Source organism: Pseudomonas sp. TSRC2-2, assembly GCF_049897785.1.
In the GTDB taxonomy this organism is placed as follows: Bacteria; Pseudomonadota; Gammaproteobacteria; order Pseudomonadales; family Pseudomonadaceae; genus Aquipseudomonas.
The window spans coordinates 257614-275978 of the sequence record NZ_JAFCWZ010000011.1; the positions used below are offsets into that span (position 1 = coordinate 257614).

The 18365-nt window shown below is 60.1% G+C and carries 20 protein-coding genes; 2 read left to right on the top strand and 18 right to left on the bottom strand.

All coding sequences use genetic code 11. The features are described 5' to 3' along the window. The first annotated feature begins 12 nt into the window (after positions 1-12). On the top strand, positions 13-270 hold the full coding sequence (locus ACP7D9_RS22365; protein WP_282387986.1) for a hypothetical protein: 258 nt from the start codon (positions 13-15) through the stop codon (positions 268-270). Positions 271-331: 61 nt separating this feature from the next. Continuing rightward, the gene (locus tag ACP7D9_RS22370; RefSeq protein WP_101156275.1) at positions 332-712 is read left to right on the top strand and encodes a Rho termination factor N-terminal domain-containing protein; all 381 of its coding nucleotides are present in this window, start codon (positions 332-334) and stop codon (positions 710-712) included. Positions 713-857: 145 nt separating this feature from the next. On the opposite strand, the gene ACP7D9_RS22375 is transcribed toward ACP7D9_RS22370, so the two are convergent. The 18 genes from ACP7D9_RS22375 to tmk form a co-directional block, all read right to left on the bottom strand. Next, a complete protein-coding gene (locus ACP7D9_RS22375) occupies positions 858-1787 on the bottom strand; it encodes a PfkB family carbohydrate kinase (RefSeq protein ID WP_426159632.1) in 930 nt (309 codons plus the stop codon). After that, entirely contained in the window at positions 1780-3246 is a 1467-nt protein-coding gene (locus ACP7D9_RS22380) for a purine-cytosine permease family protein (RefSeq protein WP_426159633.1), read from the bottom strand. The genes ACP7D9_RS22375 and ACP7D9_RS22380 overlap by 8 nt, the downstream gene beginning before the upstream one ends. A gap of 168 nt (positions 3247-3414) precedes the next feature. Next, a complete protein-coding gene (locus ACP7D9_RS22385; RefSeq protein WP_426159634.1) occupies positions 3415-4413 on the bottom strand; it encodes an ADP-ribosylglycohydrolase family protein in 999 nt (332 codons plus the stop codon). Further along, a complete protein-coding gene (locus ACP7D9_RS22390) occupies positions 4410-5123 on the bottom strand; it encodes a GntR family transcriptional regulator (protein ID WP_101156264.1) in 714 nt (237 codons plus the stop codon). Before ACP7D9_RS22390 ends, ACP7D9_RS22385 begins: the two co-directional genes overlap by 4 nt. 230 nt (positions 5124-5353) lie before the next feature. Further along, positions 5354-6322 (bottom strand): L-arabinose ABC transporter permease AraH, encoded by a 969-nt coding sequence (araH, locus tag ACP7D9_RS22395; RefSeq protein ID WP_101156425.1) that lies wholly within the window; start codon positions 6320-6322, stop codon positions 5354-5356. Positions 6323-6334: 12 nt separating this feature from the next. Further along, on the bottom strand, positions 6335-7882 hold the full coding sequence (gene araG, locus ACP7D9_RS22400; protein ID WP_101156261.1) for an L-arabinose ABC transporter ATP-binding protein AraG: 1548 nt from the start codon (positions 7880-7882) through the stop codon (positions 6335-6337). A gap of 53 nt (positions 7883-7935) precedes the next feature. Continuing rightward, positions 7936-8940, bottom strand: coding sequence for a substrate-binding domain-containing protein (locus tag ACP7D9_RS22405; RefSeq protein ID WP_101156259.1), 1005 nt, complete (start codon positions 8938-8940; stop codon positions 7936-7938). Positions 8941-9076: 136 nt separating this feature from the next. After that, positions 9077-9895, bottom strand: a complete 819-nt coding sequence (locus ACP7D9_RS22410; RefSeq protein ID WP_426159635.1) for an SDR family oxidoreductase — start codon at positions 9893-9895, stop codon at positions 9077-9079. A 270-nt stretch (positions 9896-10165) separates the two neighbouring features. Further along, a complete protein-coding gene (locus ACP7D9_RS22415) occupies positions 10166-11041 on the bottom strand; it encodes an SMP-30/gluconolactonase/LRE family protein (protein WP_101156253.1) in 876 nt (291 codons plus the stop codon). Positions 11042-11179: 138 nt separating this feature from the next. Then, a complete protein-coding gene (locus ACP7D9_RS22420; protein WP_101156423.1) occupies positions 11180-11896 on the bottom strand; it encodes a FadR/GntR family transcriptional regulator in 717 nt (238 codons plus the stop codon). 206 nt (positions 11897-12102) lie between these two features. Continuing rightward, on the bottom strand, positions 12103-12663 hold the full coding sequence (locus ACP7D9_RS22425) for a DUF1285 domain-containing protein (protein ID WP_426159636.1): 561 nt from the start codon (positions 12661-12663) through the stop codon (positions 12103-12105). 14 nt (positions 12664-12677) lie between these two features. Further along, the gene (locus ACP7D9_RS22430) at positions 12678-13283 is read right to left on the bottom strand and encodes a DUF4823 domain-containing protein (protein ID WP_101156249.1); all 606 of its coding nucleotides are present in this window, start codon (positions 13281-13283) and stop codon (positions 12678-12680) included. A gap of 169 nt (positions 13284-13452) precedes the next feature. Continuing rightward, a complete protein-coding gene (locus tag ACP7D9_RS22435; protein WP_426159637.1) occupies positions 13453-14421 on the bottom strand; it encodes a GTP 3',8-cyclase MoaA in 969 nt (322 codons plus the stop codon). 138 nt (positions 14422-14559) lie between these two features. After that, complete coding sequence (locus ACP7D9_RS22440) at positions 14560-15198, bottom strand: TetR/AcrR family transcriptional regulator (RefSeq protein WP_016770981.1); 639 nt, start codon at positions 15196-15198, stop codon at positions 14560-14562. Positions 15199-15549: 351 nt separating this feature from the next. After that, positions 15550-16341 (bottom strand): TatD family hydrolase, encoded by a 792-nt coding sequence (locus ACP7D9_RS22445; protein WP_426159638.1) that lies wholly within the window; start codon positions 16339-16341, stop codon positions 15550-15552. 15 nt (positions 16342-16356) lie between these two features. After that, positions 16357-16713, bottom strand: a complete 357-nt coding sequence (locus ACP7D9_RS22450) for a PilZ domain-containing protein (protein WP_016770983.1) — start codon at positions 16711-16713, stop codon at positions 16357-16359. A gap of 42 nt (positions 16714-16755) precedes the next feature. Next, positions 16756-17739 carry a DNA polymerase III subunit delta' gene (locus ACP7D9_RS22455; protein ID WP_312999854.1) on the bottom strand — a complete coding sequence of 328 codons (984 nt, stop codon included), beginning with the start codon at positions 17737-17739 and terminating at the stop codon, positions 16756-16758. After that, the gene (gene tmk / locus ACP7D9_RS22460; RefSeq protein WP_312999853.1) at positions 17732-18364 is read right to left on the bottom strand and encodes a dTMP kinase; all 633 of its coding nucleotides are present in this window, start codon (positions 18362-18364) and stop codon (positions 17732-17734) included. The genes ACP7D9_RS22455 and tmk overlap by 8 nt, the downstream gene beginning before the upstream one ends. Position 18365: the final 1 nt, after the last annotated feature.

Below are 18365 nucleotides of genomic sequence, written 5' to 3' on the forward strand. Positions count from 1 at the left end.
GAAGAGGTAACCATGAACGTCGACAAAGACCTGGAAAAAGAAGTTCTCACCCGCCTGCTGCACGCCCATCCCAACGGCCTGGGCAAGGAGGTGCTGGACAATTACCGGGGCGAGAAAGTCGTGGCCAGCGCCCTCGCCGCCCTGCAGGATCGCGGGCTGATTCACCATGGTCATGTGACCTGCAGCGAAGCGGGCGAACACTCGCTGAACCTGCCGATCAAGCTCAGTTCTGCCGGCGTCGAAGCGGCGCGCAAACTGGATCTGCAGTAGTGCCACGCCGCTCGCCGTCGAAGCGGCGAGCGGCCGGATCCGCAAATTGAGGAGAAATCCCATGCCTCGTGGAAGCAAAGACAAATACACCAGCGAACAGAAGCGCAAAGCCGAGCACATCGAAGACAGCTACGAGCAAAAGGGCGTGTCCAAAGATGAGGCTGAGGCTCGCGCTTGGGCGACGGTCAACAAGCAGTCCGGTGGCGGTGAGAAGTCCGGCGGTTCGGGTCGCAAGAAGCCCGCCGGTGCCAAGTCGGAAGATCGCAAAGAGTCATCGCGCCGCGCGGTGGCCAGCCGCAAGGGCCATTCGCGCAAAAGCGAAACTTCGAAGGATACCCAGACTGTCGACAGCCTGATGAAAGAGGCCCGGGCGAAGAACATTCCGGGGCGCTCATCGATGCGCAAGCAGGAGTTGATCGAGGCGTTGCGCAAGGCTGGCTAGAACGACGCCCACTGTAGGAGCTGCCGAAGGCTGCGATCTTGTGCTTTTCAAGATCAAAAGATCGCAGCCTTCGGCAGCTCCTACAGAAGATTTGTATACGACTTAGATCCTGTGTGGGAGCGAGCCTGCTCGCGAAGGCTTGGGGTCAGTCACCGCAGGACTCGCGGATGAAAGCATCCAACTCACCCGCCCCCGGCGATGTCGCCGGCCCCCACCGAGTCACCGCCAGTGCCGCTGCCGCATTCGCCCGCCGCGCCGCTTTCAGTGCATCCAATCCGTGCGCCAATCCGGCGATGAACACGCCAGCGTGGGCATCACCGGCGCCATTGCTGTCCACCGCTTTCACAGCAAACCCCGGCACCTGTCGGCGTTCGCCACGCTGCTGAATCCAGCAACCTTGCGGCCCGTCGCGCACCACCATCAGCACATGGTCCGGCAGGAGTTCCGCGAGGCGATCCATTGCGACGCCAATCTCATCGGCCCCGGTGAATCGCAGCGCCTCGACACTGTTGCTGGTCCAGACATCAATGCGCGGCAGCAACGTCTGCATCATTGGCGCATCGGGGGATTCCACCAACGGCCCCGGATCGAACACCACGTTGACCGCCGCCGGCAGCGCCATTGTCCAGTCGAGCAATGCCAGCGCCTTGCCCTCGTGCAGCAGGCTGTAACCGCTGAGATACACATAATCGCCGGGCTCGGCAGCCACGCTGCTCAGATCCTCCTCCGTCACCTCGCCCTCAGCGCCGATGTAGGAAATGAAACTGCGCTCGGCCGACGAATCGGTCAGCGCCACGCACAAACCGGTGTCGCGCTCGGCCGGCTCGCGGACGCCAATACAGATACCTTCTGCCTGCATCGCTTGGCGCGCCAGATCGCCGAAGCGCCCGCTGCCATGGCGACCGAGATAGACCACCGGCAGCCCGTTACGTACCGCTGCCGCCATCACGTTGAAGCCGCCGCCGGCTTCGAACCCCGCCGACTGCGCCAGCACGTCGCCGCCAATCTGCGGCAATTTATCCACGGCCATGACCAGGTCGATGATGACCTGGCCGGTGTGCAACATCTTAGGCATGAGCATTCTCGGGTTGCGCGGCGCGGCGATCTTTCGCGCCGCCCAGTACCAGGTAAATGCCACCGGCGACGACAAAGGTCACGATCCAGCCGAGGCCGTTGTGGCCTAGCCAGGAGTCGGACAGAAAGCCCTTGAACCAGACGTTTTGCACCGTGGTGCCGATGGTGGTGAAGCTGAAACCGAGGACGATGGCGATCGCCCAGGCGCCGAATGCGCGCCATTCTACGCCGCCGCGATACCAGTAAGCGCTACTCGGGCTGACATCGAGCAGGTCTTTGGGGCTGTAGTAGTGACGGTGAATCAGGTCGACCACAAAGATCCCGACCCATGCGGTGATCGGCACCGCCAGCAGGGAAATGAAGGTAATGAACGGTCCGTAGAAACTGTCGGCGATCAACATGAAGTAGATCGAGCCGGCGAAGATCGCGACGATGTCGACCACCACCGCATAGACGCGTTTGACCTTGAGGCCCAGCGTCAGAGTGGTCAAACCGGCGGAGTACACCGACAGATTGTTCGACAGCAGCAGACCGCCGAACGCGGTGATCAGGTACGGCACGGCCATCCAGGTTGGCAACATGTCGCGGATCGCTACGATCGGGTCAGTTGCGGACGCGAGATCGTTGTTGCCCACCGAGAGCAAGCCGCCGAGGGTAATCAGCAGCACCAGCGGAATGCCCGCGCCGAACGCTGCGGAAGCGACCAGTCGTACGGCTTTGACGCTGCGGTGCTGGTAACGCGACATGTCGGCGCCAGCGTTGGCCCAGCCGATGCCGGTGCCGGCAGCCATGGTGCCGATGCCGATGATCATCGCGCTCAGCGGTGCCGGCGTGGCGTTGAACACCGCGCTCCAGTCGATCGTCGCGCAGAGGAAACCACCCACGAAAATATTCAGCGCACCGAACACGTAAGTCGCCCACTTCTGAATCACCAGCAGGGTCGCGTGGCCGAGGCCGGATACCGACAAGGTCAGCAGCACGAAAATGGCGATAAAGATCAACGTCAGTACCGGCGCACTTTTCGCCTCGACCGGCGAACCAAACAGGATCGAACACAGCGACAGCAGCACGAACGCCGCAGTGGTGGTGTTGACGGTTTCCCAACCCAGACGCGACATCAGCGAAACCAGCGTCGGGCCGATATTGCCGCGTACGCCGAAGATCGCGCGCGACAGCGTCAGACTCGGCGCGCGGCCACGTCGCCCGGCAATCGAAATGATCCCGACCACGGCAAACGAACCGGCGGCGCCGAGGATCGCGACGATGATCGCCTGCCAGATCGCCAGCCCGCGAAACGCCACCAAAGTGGCGCCCAGCGGCAGGCCGAGAATGGAAATATTGGCGGCGAACCAGACCCAGAACAGTTGCAACGGATGACCATTGCACTCGGCTTCCGGCACCGGCTCGATGCCGCGGGTTTCCAATTGCCCGACACTCTGCCCGGCGGTTGATGAACTCATGAAAAATGCTCCTGTTGCCATTCTTGTGTTTATGGGCAATTGAATACCTGCACCTCTCCCCTTTAGGAGCTGCCGCAGGCTGCGATCTTTTGACGTTGATTTTCCACCGACTGAAGACTGCTGAAGATCAAAAGATCGCAGCCTTCGGCAGCTCCTGCACTGGGTTCCTCAGCGTAGGGTGAGGAGTCCTTTTACGAGGGGTTCCAGCTCAAGATGATTGACAGCTTTCACCGTCTCGATCATCTGCTCGGGCCAGCATTCAAGACCCAGGCAGGCCCCGAGCATGGCACCAAGAATCGCCGCGATGGTATCCGTGTCGCCACCGAGGCTGGCGGCCATGCAAAGCGCTTCGAATGCCGTCATCTCACCGATGGCCACTTGCTGGGCCAGAGCGAATGAAACCACCACCGACTCCTGGGACGCCACCGACGTACCGATCACGTCGTAAAGCAGATCGGCGAGCAGTGCCTGGTCGCTGTCGACGCTGATACTGCGCGCCCAACTGATCCGCGAGGCCATGCGCCCGCCCGCCACCCAGTGCCCATGGGCTTCAGCTTGCTGGGCAATCTGTTGGCCGAGGTTCAGCGCTTCGCCCAGATCGACGCCGTTGATCCCAGCGGAGACCACCGCCGCCACCGCCGCCGCGCTGGAGATCCCCAGCGTGGTGTTGTGGGTCACCTGACACGCCTGCACCACTGCCGCGATAAAACGCACGGGGTCGGTCACATTCGCGGCGATCCCCACCGGGGTAATGCGCATTGCCGCGCCGTTGGTGGTGCCGTAGCGCCCGGCTTCTTCCGGAGAATGCCCGGCGAGGATCATTTCAATGGCGCGTTTGGTCGAGGGGCCGAGCAAGTCCTGCGAGCCTTTGGCCTGCATCTCGGCTTCCCATTCAATCAAACGCTGGGCGAGGACGGCCGGCTCGATGCGGCCCTGGCCTTCGACCAACAACTCGCCGACCAGAATCGCCTGTTCGGTGTCATCAGTGATCGAGCCTTTGGGCATGTTTGCGGCGATCGGTTGCAGCGGCCCGGCGTCCTGCAGATCGGTGATCTGGCCGAAACGCGCCTTGATCGTTTGGCGATCGAGCGATTGTGTCGGCATGCCCAGCGCATCACCCAGGGCCAGACCATAAAAAGCGCCGAGGGCACGGTTGAGCGAGGTCATTTCGATTCTCCAAATTGCAGGTGCAGACGAAAATGCACCGGGTCGAGCAGGCTTTCGACCTGTTCCATGAAACGGTTCTGCCGGTCGTAGGTGGTGCGCAGGGCTTTGAGAAACACCGTGCCAACCGGGCGACCGAGCAGTTCGGCATCTTCGGCATTCAAAGGCTCGGCACCGATCCATTGATCGCCGCGCTCGCCGATGTAGCCATAGGCGGCCAGGGTGATGGTCAGGGAGTTGTCAATCAAACCGACGCGCGGCAGGCTTTCCAGGCCACCGGTGGCCGGCATCAAGGAGCGTTCCAGCGACACCAGCGTGCCGTCGGTAGCGCGCCGGCGACGGTCGAGAGTGATGAATTGGTCGGTGCCGAAACGCACCAGCAGATCCGGACGAGTCACGGCTTCAAGGCGCAACACTTCGGTATTGATCAGCGCCCCGCTGTCGGCCAACGCCTGCGCCCAGCCGCTGCGCTGATCGAGGGCGACACCGTCGAAGGTGACGATGGAGCCAACTCCGCTCTGCGTGGCGATGTATTTGCGCCGCTTCAGTTCGGCGAGCGCCTCACGCAAGGTGCCACGGCTGACCTGGAATTCTTGAGCCAACTGATGTTCGCCGGGCAATAGAAAACCGTCCTCCATGAGGCCGCTTTCGATGCGTCGGACGAGCTCGTCGACCACCCTTTGTTTCTTGTCAAATCGTACCTGTCTAATCATGTACAAATTGATAACCGAAACGAGGCGCGGCGGGCAAGGGATATTTGCGCGAGGTGACCGATGGAGAAAGGAGGATGCGATCACTGTGGGAGCGGGCTTGCTCGCGAAAGCGCTGTGGGGCGCCGAACGTGTTGCGCCGGATGACGCTTTCGCGAGCAAGCCTGCTCCCACAGGTTGATGGATGAATTGCAACTTTTGATGCAATCCGAATCTGTGCAGGCGCGAGGGTGTCAGCGCTGTTTCAGGCGGTCGATGACCACGGCCAGCAACAGAATCGAACCACGAATCACATACTGATAAAACGTGTCGATGTTCTTCAGGTTCATTGCGTTCTCGATGATCGCCAGAATCAACACCCCGGCAATCACATGGCGGATCATGCCGATCCCGCCGCTCAGCGAAACCCCGCCCAATACGCAGGCCGAAATCACCGTCAGTTCAAAACCCTGGCCGATCATTGGCTGCCCGGAAGTCATCCGCGATGCCAGAATCACACCCGCCAGCGCACCGATCAAACCGTGCACGGCGAAGATGATGATCTTGGTGCGATCAACGTTGACGCCCGCCAGCAGCGCCGCTTCCTGGTTGCCCCCGATGGCCATGGTGTTGCGCCCGTAAGTGGTGTAGTTCAGCAGCCAGCCGAAGAACAGGAAGCAGACGATAGTGATCAGGATCGGCACCGGCACGCCAAACAGTTGGCCGTTGCCGAACACGAAGAACGATTCCTGCGAAACACCGACCGCTTTGCCGTTGGCAAAGATATAGGCCAGACCGCGAACGATCTGCATGGTCGCCAGCGTCGTGATCAACGCGTTGACGCGCAATTTGGCGATCACGATGCCGTTAATCAGGCCAACGATCAGGCCCATCGCCAGCGCCGCGCTGACGCCGAGAAACACGCTGTTGGTGTCGCGCATCACCACCGCCGCAACCACACCGGCGCAGGCGATTACCGAGCCGACCGACAGGTCGAAATGCCCCGACGCCAGGCAATACAACATGGTGCACGCGGCGATGCCGGTGGTGGAAATCGCCAGGCCCAGACCGCGCATGTTCAAAGGCGAGAGGAAGTTGTCGATCAGCAGCGTACAGGCGACGAAGATGCCGATCGCCGCCAGCAGCATGACCCAGTCATCGAGGAAGCGCCGCATGTCCAAAGGTTTGCGCTCGGTCGGCAGGGTTTCGTTTTGGGTAGTCATCATAGTCACCTCTCAGTTCGCCACGCCGTCAGCGCGGTGGCGTGGCAAAGCCAGTTGCAGCAGGTTGGATTCATTGGCCTGGTCGCGGCTGACTTCGCCGCGCAGGGCGCCTTCGCACAGCACCAGGATGCGATCGGAAATGCCCATCACTTCCATCAGATCGCTGGACACCACGATCACCGAAATGCCGTCGGCGGCGAGGTTATGGATGATCTGGTAGATCTCGGCCTTGGCGCCGATGTCGATGCCACGGGTCGGTTCGTCGAGCAGCAGGACTTTCATCGGCATCGACAGCCAGCGGCCGAGAATGGCCTTCTGTTGATTGCCGCCGGAGAGAAACTTGATCTGCTGGCCGGCGTGCGGGGTTTTCACTTTCAGGGCCTTGATCTGCTTGTCGGCGTTGCCCTTTTCCCACAAGCCGCGGATCAGGCAGCCAAGCCCGGAATGCGCGCCACGGGCACTGATGTTGATGTTTTCGGCAACGCTGGCCAGCGGGATGATGCCTTCCTTCTTGCGATCTTCCGGGCAGAGCAGAATGCCGGCTGCAATCGCGTCACGCGGCGAGCGCAGCTTCAACTCATGACCGCGCAATTCGAGACGGCCGGCGGTGTTGCGTTCCAAGCCACTGAGCAGGCGAAACAGCTCGGTTCGCCCTGCCCCGACCAGTCCGAACAGGCCAAGGATTTCGCCCTTGTGCGCTTCGAAACTGATCGGCTCGCGCAGACCCGGGCCGAGCAAACCATCGACCTTCAACGCCACGGCGCCACGCGGGCGATGGCGATAATCGTAGATGTCCTGAATGTCGCGACCGACCATGCAGGTCACCAGTTGATCGTGGGTCAGCTGGCTCATGTCATCGAAGGTACGCACGTAGCGGCCGTCCTTGAACACGGTGACGGCGTCGCAGATGCGGAACACTTCTTCCATGCGATGGGACACGTAGAGCACCACTTTGCCTTCGTCGCGCAGACGACCGATGATCGCCATCAAGCGATCGATCTCGCGCGCCGAGAGGCTGCTGGTCGGTTCGTCGAAAGCGATAACGTGGGCGCCGCGCGACAAGGCTTTGGCGATTTCTACCAACTGGCGCTGGCCGAGCGACAGGCGCCCGACCTTGGTTTGCGGATCGATTTCATCGGCCAGGCCGTTCAGGCAATTCAAGGCTTTCTGGCGCAGCTCACTGCGATTGATCAAACCGAAGCTGGCCGGCAAGTGGCCAAGAAACAGGTTCTCGGCCACAGTCATTTCCGGAACCAGATGCAGTTCCTGGTGAATCACTGCGACGCCACTGCCGATGCTGTCGGCAGTAGACTTGAAGGCCATTGCCTGCTCGCCGATCTGCAGCTCGCCGCTGCTCGGAATGTAAGCGCCACCGAGGATCTTCAGCAGAGTCGATTTGCCGGCGCCGTTCTCGCCCATCAAGGCATGAACCTGGCCGGGATGGGCGACGAAGCTAATGCCGTCGAGCGCTTTCACGCCGGGAAAGGTCTTGCCGATCCCGTTAAAGCGCAGGCTGCCGCTGGCGCCGTGTTGTTCTTGTGTCTGTAATTGCGCGTGCATAAAGCCACCTCTTCACACCGAAAAACGGCCCGGATGCCCGGGCCGTCGCTGCGTCAGTTCCACAGGCCGATTTTTTCCAGCTCTTGCTTGAAGTTTTCGCGGGTGATCAGGGTGACGTCATCCATGGCGGTGTACTTCGGCGGTTCTTTGCCGGCGGTGATCCACTCGTACATCATCTCGGCGGTCTTGTAGCCTTCGATGTGCGGACTTGGCAGCATCGAACCGAAGAAGCCGCTGTTAGGCTTCTTCAATTCGCCGATGGCGTCGGTGCCGTTGATGCCGATGCCGATCACGTTGCTCGCGGCGAAACCGGCCGCTTCGGTAGCGCGCACGCCGCCCAGCACGGTGTTGTCGTTCATGCCGCCGATGATCAGGTTTTTCGCCGCGCCTGGCAGCTTGACCAGCGCCGAGTTGGTGGCGTCCATGCTGCCCGGTACGTCGAGGGTTTTCAGGGCGGCGAAGAGGATGTGATCTTCCGGCATGCCGGCCTTTTTCAGGGCATCGACCGAACCGTCGGTGCGCTTCTTGCCGGTGTCGAGTTCGTTGTAGGTGTTGACCACCGCGTAGGTGTCTTTCCAGTCCCAGTTACGCTTCTTCGCTTCGGCAGCCATGGCGGCGCCCTGCTTCTGGCCGACTTCGAACGCGGCCATGCCCAGGTACGGCACGTCTTCCATGAACTTGCCGTTGGCGTCGACGAAACGGTCATCGACGGCAATCACTTTCAGGTCGTTGATCTTGGCTTTGGCCATGATGGCCGGGCCGAGGGACACGTCCGGAGGGCAGATCACGAAGCCCTTCGCGCCGTTGGCGGCCAGGCTGTCGATCGCCGAAAGGGTCTTCTCGCCATCAGGCACGGCGATCTTGATCAGTTCAAAGCCTTTGTCCTTGGCGGCTTTTTCGGCAAAAGCCCATTCGGTCTGGAACCAGGGTTCTTCGGCCTGCTTGACCAGAAAACCGATCTTCACCGCGTCGGCGGCGAGCAGCGCGCTGCTCAGGCTGAACGCAGTAACCGCCAGGGCAGTGCTGCACAGGGTACGAATCCCGAATCGACGTTTCATCAGATGACTCCTTGTTATTTTTTTTGAGCAAGGTTTGAAAAGCTTGAAGCGTGTTCTCAGTGAAGCTGTTTGAAAATAGTCATATCGTATGATGATTGGATTTCAAGCGTAGTTCAGCGCTGGAAAATCGTTTTATTCAGTCGTGGTACATCACCGAGCGACCACCATCGATGGTGATGCACGAGGCGTTGATAAACGGCGCTTCATCGCTGGCGAGAAATACCGCCGTCATCGCCACTTCCAGCGGCTGGCCGATGCGTTTCGGCGGGTGCAGGTCGAAGGCGCGTTGGCGCTCGGCATGCGGATCGGCGAAGCCATTCCAGTAATCGACATTCAGCTGCGTTTCGATATAGCCCGGCGCGATGGCGTTGACGCGAATGCCCTTGGGCGCGTATTCGATGCCGAGCGCGCGAGTCAGGCCGAGCAAGCCGTGCTTGGCCACCGGGTACGGAAAGCAGCCGGGAATGATGTGGCTGGAATGGGTCGACGCGATATTGATGATGCTGCCTACGCCCTGTTCGAGCATTTGCGGCAACACCGCTTTGCAGCCATACCAGGCGCCGTCCAGATCAATGGCGAAGCAACGGCGCCAGTCTTCCTCGGTCATCAAGAGCGGATCGCGGAACACATTGACTCCGGCGCAGTTGACCAGCACATCAATGCGGCCATGCAATTCCACCGCGCGTCGGGCCAGAGCGTGCAGATCCTGCTGACTCGACACATCGACCTTGAGCGCTTGCACGTCATGGCCCTGGTCGCGCCAATGAGCGGCGACCTGCTCGACCTTGTCGGCCTGGATATCGCAGATAAGTAATCTGGCTTGCTGTGAGGCGAAGGCGGCAACAATGGCTTCACCAATACCCTGAGCTGCCCCGGTCAATAGCACGACCTTGTTTTTCAGGCGCTCGCCTTTGGGCGGGGCCGGCAATGCCGGCAATGTCAGCGCTTCAGCCACGGCTCAAGCCTCCTGCACACAGACGCAAAAAAACCGGGCATCGGTCGATGTCCGGTTCTGACGGCAACGGGAAGGAAACAGGCAAGCGTCGCTGACGGCATGGAGCCGTGGCGAAAGGCGGATCCCGCTTGCGCGGGCGACAAGAATTCGCTGCATCACTTCACCTGTTTTGTTCTTTTTAAGTGTGAGTGCGTGTTACTGCTGGAGCCGACTATAAACCCGACCACCAAATAATCTCAATATATAATTTTGCATCCCATATTTTGGGATTTAGCCAGCAAAACGCGTACAGAGTTTTCCTGCAACGTCGACGCGCATGCTCAGCACCGCGCCGTCCAGAGGATGATTCAGCGGACTCTTCGCGCTGGTGATGAACAGGGTTTTCAGGTCTTCACCACCAAACACGCAACTGGTCGGACGACTGACCGGCAGATCGATTTTGCGATCCACCTGCCCTTGCGGCGTGAGGCGCAACAAGCAACTGCCGTCCCAGCGCGCGTTCCAGACAAAGCCTTCAGCGTCCATGGCCGAGCCGTCGGGGCCGCCGTGTTGATCGGATGAGTGAAAGGCCTGCGGCGCGTCGAGACTGCCGTCGGTGCGGATGAAATATCGATTGAGCGTGCTGTCGAGACTTTCACCAAACAGCAGCGTGGTGCCATCGTCACTCCACAACAAGGTATTGGGGATGCCCAGACCGAGCAGCAACGGTGTGACGCGCTGATCGGGATCGATGCGAAACAGGCCACCGGAACGGCGCACCAGCGGCAGATCCTCGCCTTGCTCGCCGATGTTGTTTTGCATGGTGCCCAACCACAACCGGCCCAAGGCATCACAACGGGCTTCGTTGGCGCGGTTGCCCGGTTGCGGGTCGGCGACGCAAAACAGCGTCAATCGTGGCTCGAGCCCCGGTGAATCCAGATCCAGTCGGTAGACACCGCTGCTCAACGTCACCAGTGCATCGCCGCTGTTGCAAGGAATGAACGCCGAAACATGTTCGGGCATCTGCCAGATCTGCACATTCTGACCAATCAGACGCAGCGCTTGTTTACCGGCGATATCGACCCAGTACAACGCCTGGGTCGGTGCATCCCAGAACGGGCCTTCGCCGAGTTGCGCGCGGTGTTGGGTCAGGGCGGTGAACGGCATATCAAGTCCTTCTGAGTTGTTGTTTTACTGTGGGAGCGAGCTCGCTCGCGAAGGCGGAGTGTCAGTCAATGAATGATGTATCTGACCTGACGCATTCGCGAACAAGCGCGCTCCCACAGACAGGATGTCTCGACAATTTCAGCTAGCTTTTCTACCGGCCATGACTTTCGGATAGAAACGTTTTATCGCCAGATCGGCATTGTCGATCAAGGTCATGCACGCCCACACGCCACGGGTCGAATCACGCGCCGCGATGGCATCGGCCATGTCTTTATGGATCGGCAAGGTGCGGCGCAGTTCATCGGGGTCGGCGGCGGAGACTTCGAACGACACCGCCAGTAACGCACCGAGGGCCGGGACCATTTGTTCGATGAACTGATTATGGCTGGCGGCGAGAATGCATTCATGGAAAGCCTGGTCGGCGCGGTTGTAATCGATGCCGCTGTCGACAGCACGTTCCAGCGCATTGAAAGCCAGTTGCACTGCTTCGATCTGTTCCGGCGTCGCCCGCTCACAGGCCCAGCGAACCGCCATCGGCTCGATGGTGCGGCGTAAATCGAGCAAGTCATCGACGAAGTTTTCCGGCAAGCCATTGCGCGACAGCCAACCCACCACTTGCGGATCGAACAGATTCCAGCGCCGCACCGGCAACACCCGCGTACCGACTTTCGGCCCGACTTCGAGCATGCCTTTGGCGACGAGGGTTTTGATCGCTTCGCGAATCACCGTGCGGCTGACGCCAAGCTGTTCGCCCAGATCCGCCTCGACCTTGATGGTCTGCCCCGGCTTGACCTGGCCGGCAGCGATCCAACTGCCCAGCCAGTCAACGGTTGACGCATGAAAGCTGCTGGACATGAACACCTCAAGGCGAATCGCGTGGGTGCCTACGCTAATCATCATACGAATAACAGTCAATCGGATTTTGCAGGCGATCCATAAGCCAGATGTGTGTGCGGGCTTGCTCGCGAAGGCGTGGTTTCAGTCAGCGAATTATTGACTGAACCAACGCTTTCGCGAGCAAGCCCGCTCCCACATGAGTTTGATGTCAGGGAATGAAACGCTCAGGGTTCCAAGCCAATGCGGAAGAACTCGCCGCCGCTCCACACGCCCAACCAGCGCTGGCCATCGATCTCACGACTTACCGCCAATTCGACCAACTGGTAAAACACATTGCGGTGAATCAACGCTTCGAGGTTGCTGCGCACATGCACATAGGGCGCAGGCTCTTGAGTCTCGGGATCAATCTCGACACGGATCGGATGCTCAGCCCCCGCCTCGGTGGTTTCCTCTACGTTGGTGGTGAAGCGCAACACTTGCGTCTCGCCCTCGCCTTCCACTTCCAGAGACACCGCTACGAACGGTGCGTCATCGACCTTGATCCCGACCTTCTCGACCGGGGTGATGAGGAAGTAATCATCGCCGTCGCGGCGGATGATGGTGGAGAAGAGTTTGACCATCGGCTTGCGCCCGATTGGCGTACCCAGGTAGTACCAGGTGCCGTCGCGGGCGATGCGCATGTCGATGTCGCCGCAGAAATCCGGGTTCCACAAATGTACCGGTGGCAGGCCTTTGGTCTTGGGGATCTGCCCCAGCAGGTCATTGGCTGTTTGCGGGTCACTCATGGCGTACTCCTTGATTACTGGTCGCCGATCCCCAGCAGGCTGCGTGCGTATTGCGCCAGCGGCGGACCGATGAGGTCTTCGGGTTTGGAGTCATGGAACGTCAGTAAACCGCCACGACTCTTGATCCGTGCAGTATCAATCAAATACTGGGTGCTGGTCTCGATCAACATGATCTGAATCACGCCGCCATCGATACCGAGGCGATCCACGGCTTCCTGGTCCAGCCACTCATCGGAGTTGCCGATACGGTCGTCAGCCTTGGCGAAACGTGTGTAGAGCAGGTAATGCGCGCCGGCATCACGGGCTTCGCCCATGGCCTGATCGAGGCCTTCCGGCGCACGGGCGCGGCGGACCATTGGAAAGTATTCGACAAAGCCCTTGAAGGCTTCTTCGGCGACCACGTTCGGCCGTGGATAGGAGCCCCCCGGCGGTGCGAACGCGCCTTGGGCGATGAAGATGAACGAGTCCGGCTGAATGCGGATATTGTTCACCCGGCGACTGTCGCTGTGATCCAGAAGCCCCGCATCGCTCATGTGAGAGCGAGTGCCTTCGGCCATGTCGCTGACATTCATGCAGCCGCCAAGCGCCAAAACGGCCAGCAGCAAAACCAGGCTACGCATCCTATTCCTCCAGAAGCCGGTGTCGGAAAACCGGCGAATGGCCGTTGGATGCAGCTTTTGCGCCAGCTCGTGAATTTCGCCCTTGATAGATCGCCTTCGCGAGCAAGCTCGCTCCCACATATGAATGCATTCCAAATGTGGGAGCGAGCTCGCTCGCGAAGGCGGATAATCAGCCGCCGATGATCTTCATGACGGTCGCACCACCGGAAAACGCCACCTCCTGCTTGTCACCCAACGCCTTGACCAGCAACCCCTGCAGCGCCGGCAATGCTTGATGGCGCGGTTTGTCGAGCAGATCGCCGACATAGTGACGGTTGCTCGACGACAGGCAGCCATGCAGCCAACCGGTCGATGACAGGCGCAAGCGCGAACAGGTGCGGCAGAACGGCACGCTTTCGTTGGCGATCACCCCGAAGTTGCCGCGACCTGAAATCACGTAGCGCACGGCCGTAGCGTCCACCGGTGCATCGGTCTGGGCGTATTCATAACGCTCGCCAATCAGGCCGAGCAACTGCTCAAGACTGACGAACTGCTGCAGGAAGGCGCTGGAATTCCTGGCCAAGTGGCCCATGCGCATCAGCTCGATGAAACGCAGCTCGAAGCCACGCTCCAGGCAGTAATCAAGCAGCGGCATGACCTGATCGAGGTTCTGCCCGCGCAACGGCACCATGTTGACCTTGATCTTCATTCCGGCGGCGGCAGCCTGATCCATACCATCGAGTACGCTCGCCAGATCGCCGCCACGGGCAATGCTGCGGAAGGCCGCAGCATCGAGGGTATCGAGGGAAACGTTGATCCGACGCAGACCGGCATTCACCAGTAGCGGGAGTTTTTTTGCAAGGAGTTGACCGTTGGTGGTCAGGCTGATGTCGTCCAGGCCCATCTGGCCGACGGCATTCATGAACGATTCGAGTTTGGGGCTGACCAGCGGCTCGCCGCCGGTGATGCGCAGGCGCTCGATACCGGCCGCTTCGATCAGGTATTCGACGCCACGCGCCATGGCTTCGGCCGACAACTCATCCTGCGCAGCCACCAACCGCTTGCCGTTGGGCACGCAGTAGGTACAGGCGTAGTTGCAGGCAGAGGTCAGGCTGATGCGCAGATTGCGAAAACGCCTGCCTTGACGGTCAACGATCATGAAGCACTCCGGCAAAAGAAAATCGAGCGCACAAAACTTGACTGACAAATCAGGTTTTTGCAAGCCCTATGCCCGAGTATATTCCTGTGCTATTGCGCCATGTTGCGAAAACACAGCGCAATCAGCCCGCTGAATGGCTTACGTGCTCGGCGTTTCCGGGTCGCGCTTGCGCTTGTTACCCATGCGCACGCCAATGTCCATCAGGAACTGGAAGAAGCCTTCCTGATCTTCCAGCACATTGCTCCAGAACGGCGAGTGATACAGCGCGACCGCGCCATGCACCAGCGCCCAGGATGCGCAGTAATGGAAGTAAGGCGGCACGTCTTCGAGCTTGCCTTCGCTGATGCGTCCCTTGATCAGCAGCGTCAGGCGTTCGAAATTCGAGGCGCGAATCTTGTGCAGCTCCTCGACCATCTCCGGCACCTGATTGCCCTTGACCACTTTCTCTTCGAGGCGGTCGAACAAGCGATAGCGCTGCGGGTCACGCATGCGAAATTCGAAGTAGGCGCGGGACAGCGCTTCCTTGTCCTTGTCGACATCGGCCGAATGCAGCAACTCGTTCAGATCGCGCTCGTAATCGAGCATCAGGCGCAAGTAGATCTCGGCCTTGGATTTGAAGTGCTTGTAGATCGTGCCTTTGCCGATACCCACGGCATCAGCAATCATCTCGACGGTGACACTGTCTTCACCCTGGTCGAGGAACAGCTTGAGCGCGGTATCGAGAATTTCCTGCTCGCGGCGACGAAATTCACGGACCTTACGAGGTTCTTTATGCATAAGAAAAAGGTCTGAAGGGTCAAAATTCGAAGCCGCGTATTATGCCTAACTTGCACAAAAAAGCACGGTTCATCGACCAAATCTGTGTTTCTTGTTCATTTCGAGAACGATTTGGACGCAATGAGAACTCAACTGAAGCAAACGTATTCCAAATTTGTTTAAAAACCCCGACCGGCTCACTGGACTGCACGCCAGACTGATCAATACTTGAACTGTCGGGCGACATCTCCCCCAAGTGTCGCGCCGGTAAAGGTACCAACGGACCGCGTGCCTTTGTTTTACTCCTAATGGTCTTAACCCGGATTCACCCCCCAGAACCCGGGTTTTTTTTGCCTGCGATTTGACCCACCGTCAAACGGCAGATTTAACACTCGCCAGCGGAAACAGGCGCTTGAAGTTTTCCGTGGTCTGCTCGGCAAAGCGCTCATAGTCCTCACCGCGCAGCATCGCCAGAAACTCGGCCACTTCGCGTACGTATTGCGGCAGGTTGGGCTTACCGCGATACGGGATCGGCGCCAGGTACGGCGAATCGGTCTCTACCAGCAGGCGATCGGCCGGCACTTTGCTTGCCACATCGCGCAGAGCGTCGGCGTTGCGGAACGTGACAATGCCCGACAGGGAAATGTAATAACCCATGTCCAGCGCCGCTTTGGCCATGTCCCAGTCTTCGGTGAAGCAATGCAACACGCCAGCCTGGGACAGCGCCGCTTCGCGCAGCAGTTCGAGGGTGTCGGCGCGCGCACCGCGAGTGTGGATGATCACCGGTTTGCCGGTCTGCTGTGCCGCTTGCAGATGCAGGCGAAACGACTCCTGCTGCAACTCGGCGGCTTCCGGCTCGTAGTGATAGTCGAGACCGGTTTCACCGATCGCCACCACCTTCGGGTGATTGAGTTCGTGCAGCAGCCAATCCAGCGCCGGCGCCGCGCCCGGCTGTACATCCAGTGGATGCACGCCGACCGAACAGTCAACGTCGTCGTAGCGTTCAGCGAGCGCCTTGACGTCGGCGGCGTTGTCGGCACTGACGCCGATGCACAGAAAGTGTCCGACCCCGCGCTCGCGGGCCGCAGCGAGTGCGGCATCCAGCGAGCCGTCATGGGCGGCGAGGTCGAGACGGTCCAGGTGACAATGGGAATCTACGAGCATAAAAAGGACTGCAACTTACATCGTATGAGTAGGACGGTCGGATTTCAGCGCTCCGGCCAGATGAGTTTCGATGCGACTGCGCGCCGTGTCGTCGCCGTCGTTGAATTGCACGCCAACGCCGGCGGCGCGGTTGCCTTGTGCGCCTTTGGGGGTGATCCAGGCGACTTTGCCGGCGACCGGAATTTTTTCCGCTTCGTCCATCAAGTGCAAAAGCATGAACACCTCGTCACCCAACCTGTAGCTCTTGTTGGTCGGGATGAACAGGCCACCGTTCTTGATAAACGGCATATAGGCGGCGTAAAGCACCGACTTGTCCTTGATGGTCAGGGACAAGATGCCGTTACGCGGCCCCGGGCTGACAGGTTCAATCATGTTCACCTCCACTGCTGATCTCCAGAGTCTAGGTAAACATTTCTATCTTTGACCAGGCAATCCCGCCCATTGCACCAACAATGCTTCCAGCAACAGGGCCGGATTGAGGTTGGCCTTGCTCAGCACTTTCTGCCGCTGGGCAAGAATCCAGTCCTGTATTTGCAGCACTTTGCCCTGTGCACTTTTCTGCGCCAGGTACTGCACGACCTTGCGCATATCGGCCAGGCCGAGGCCGGCTTCGTCCTGCGTCAACTGGTAGCGCAGGATCAGGCTCGACCAATCGCAGAACCAGTCGAACAGACGCAGCATCGGAATGCTTTTCCACTCTTCGGCCAGTTGCGTCGGCGATTGCTGGCCCTTGAGCAGCTTCTTCACACCTTCGACCACTTGTGCGCGTTGTTCACGCACACCCTGCGATTGCAGGCTGACCGCCATCAGCGGCGAACCGGCGGCCAGCGTCAGCAGTTCGACGCGCTCTTCCTCCGCGCAATCGGGTAGCGCCTGAGCCAGCCACTGCAGGCTCATCGCCTCGCCCGGCAACGGACAGGCCTGCTGCACGCAACGACTCTTGATGGTCGGCAACAACCGGCTCGGCTGGTGGCTGACCAACAGCAGCACAGTGTCGCCGGACGGCTCTTCGAGGCTTTTAAGCAAGGCGTTGGCCGCGTTGATGTTCATCGACTCGACCGGCTCGATCAGCACCACTTTGCGCCCGCCGAGCTGCGCGGTCTGCACGACGAAGCTGACCAGATCACGAACCTGGTCGACCTTGATCGCCTTGTCCGCCTCTTCCGGCTCAAGAATGTAATTATCCGGATGACTGCCGGCCTTGAGCAGCAGGCAGGATTTGCACTCGCCACACGCCTCCGGCGTCGGGCGCTGGCACAGCAGGCTGGCCATCAAGCGCTCGGCGAGCGCACGTTTGCCGATCCCGGCCGGACCGTGCAGCAGATACGCGTGGGCATGCTGATTGCGTCCGGCCAGTTGCTGCCAGAGGCTGGCTTGCCATGGATAGGCCTCAGCCACGGGCCAGCTCCAGCAAATTCGGCAGCAAGGTGTCGAGCGATTGCTGAACCTTGGCCAAGGGCTGACCGGCATCAATCCGCACATAGCGCGACGGGTCGGCTTCCGCGCGTTTCAGAAACGCATTGCGCACGTTTTCGAAAAACGCCCGGCCTTCGAGTTCGAAGCGGTCCAGTCGGCCTCGGGCACTGGCGCGGGCCAGACCGATTTCCACGGGCAGGTCGAAAATCAATGTCAGATCGGGGCGCAGGTCGCCTTGCACGAAGTTTTCCAGGGTCGCGATGCGTTCCAGCGACAAACCACGACCGCCGCCCTGATAGGCGTATGTCGAATCGGTGAAGCGATCACACAGCACCACAGCGCCACGGGCCAGCGCCGGGCGAATCACTTCAGCCAGATGCTGCGCGCGCGCGGCGAACACCAACAACAGCTCGGCGTCCGGGTGCATCACTTCGTCGGCCGGGGTCAGCAACACCTCGCGAATGCGCTCGGCCAGTGGCGTGCCGCCGGGTTCACGGGTCAACAGCACTTCGATACCGGCGGCGCGCAGGCGCTCGGCGAGGTATTCGCGATTGGTGCTCTTGCCCGCGCCTTCCGGGCCTTCCAGAGTAATAAACAAGCCAGTCACA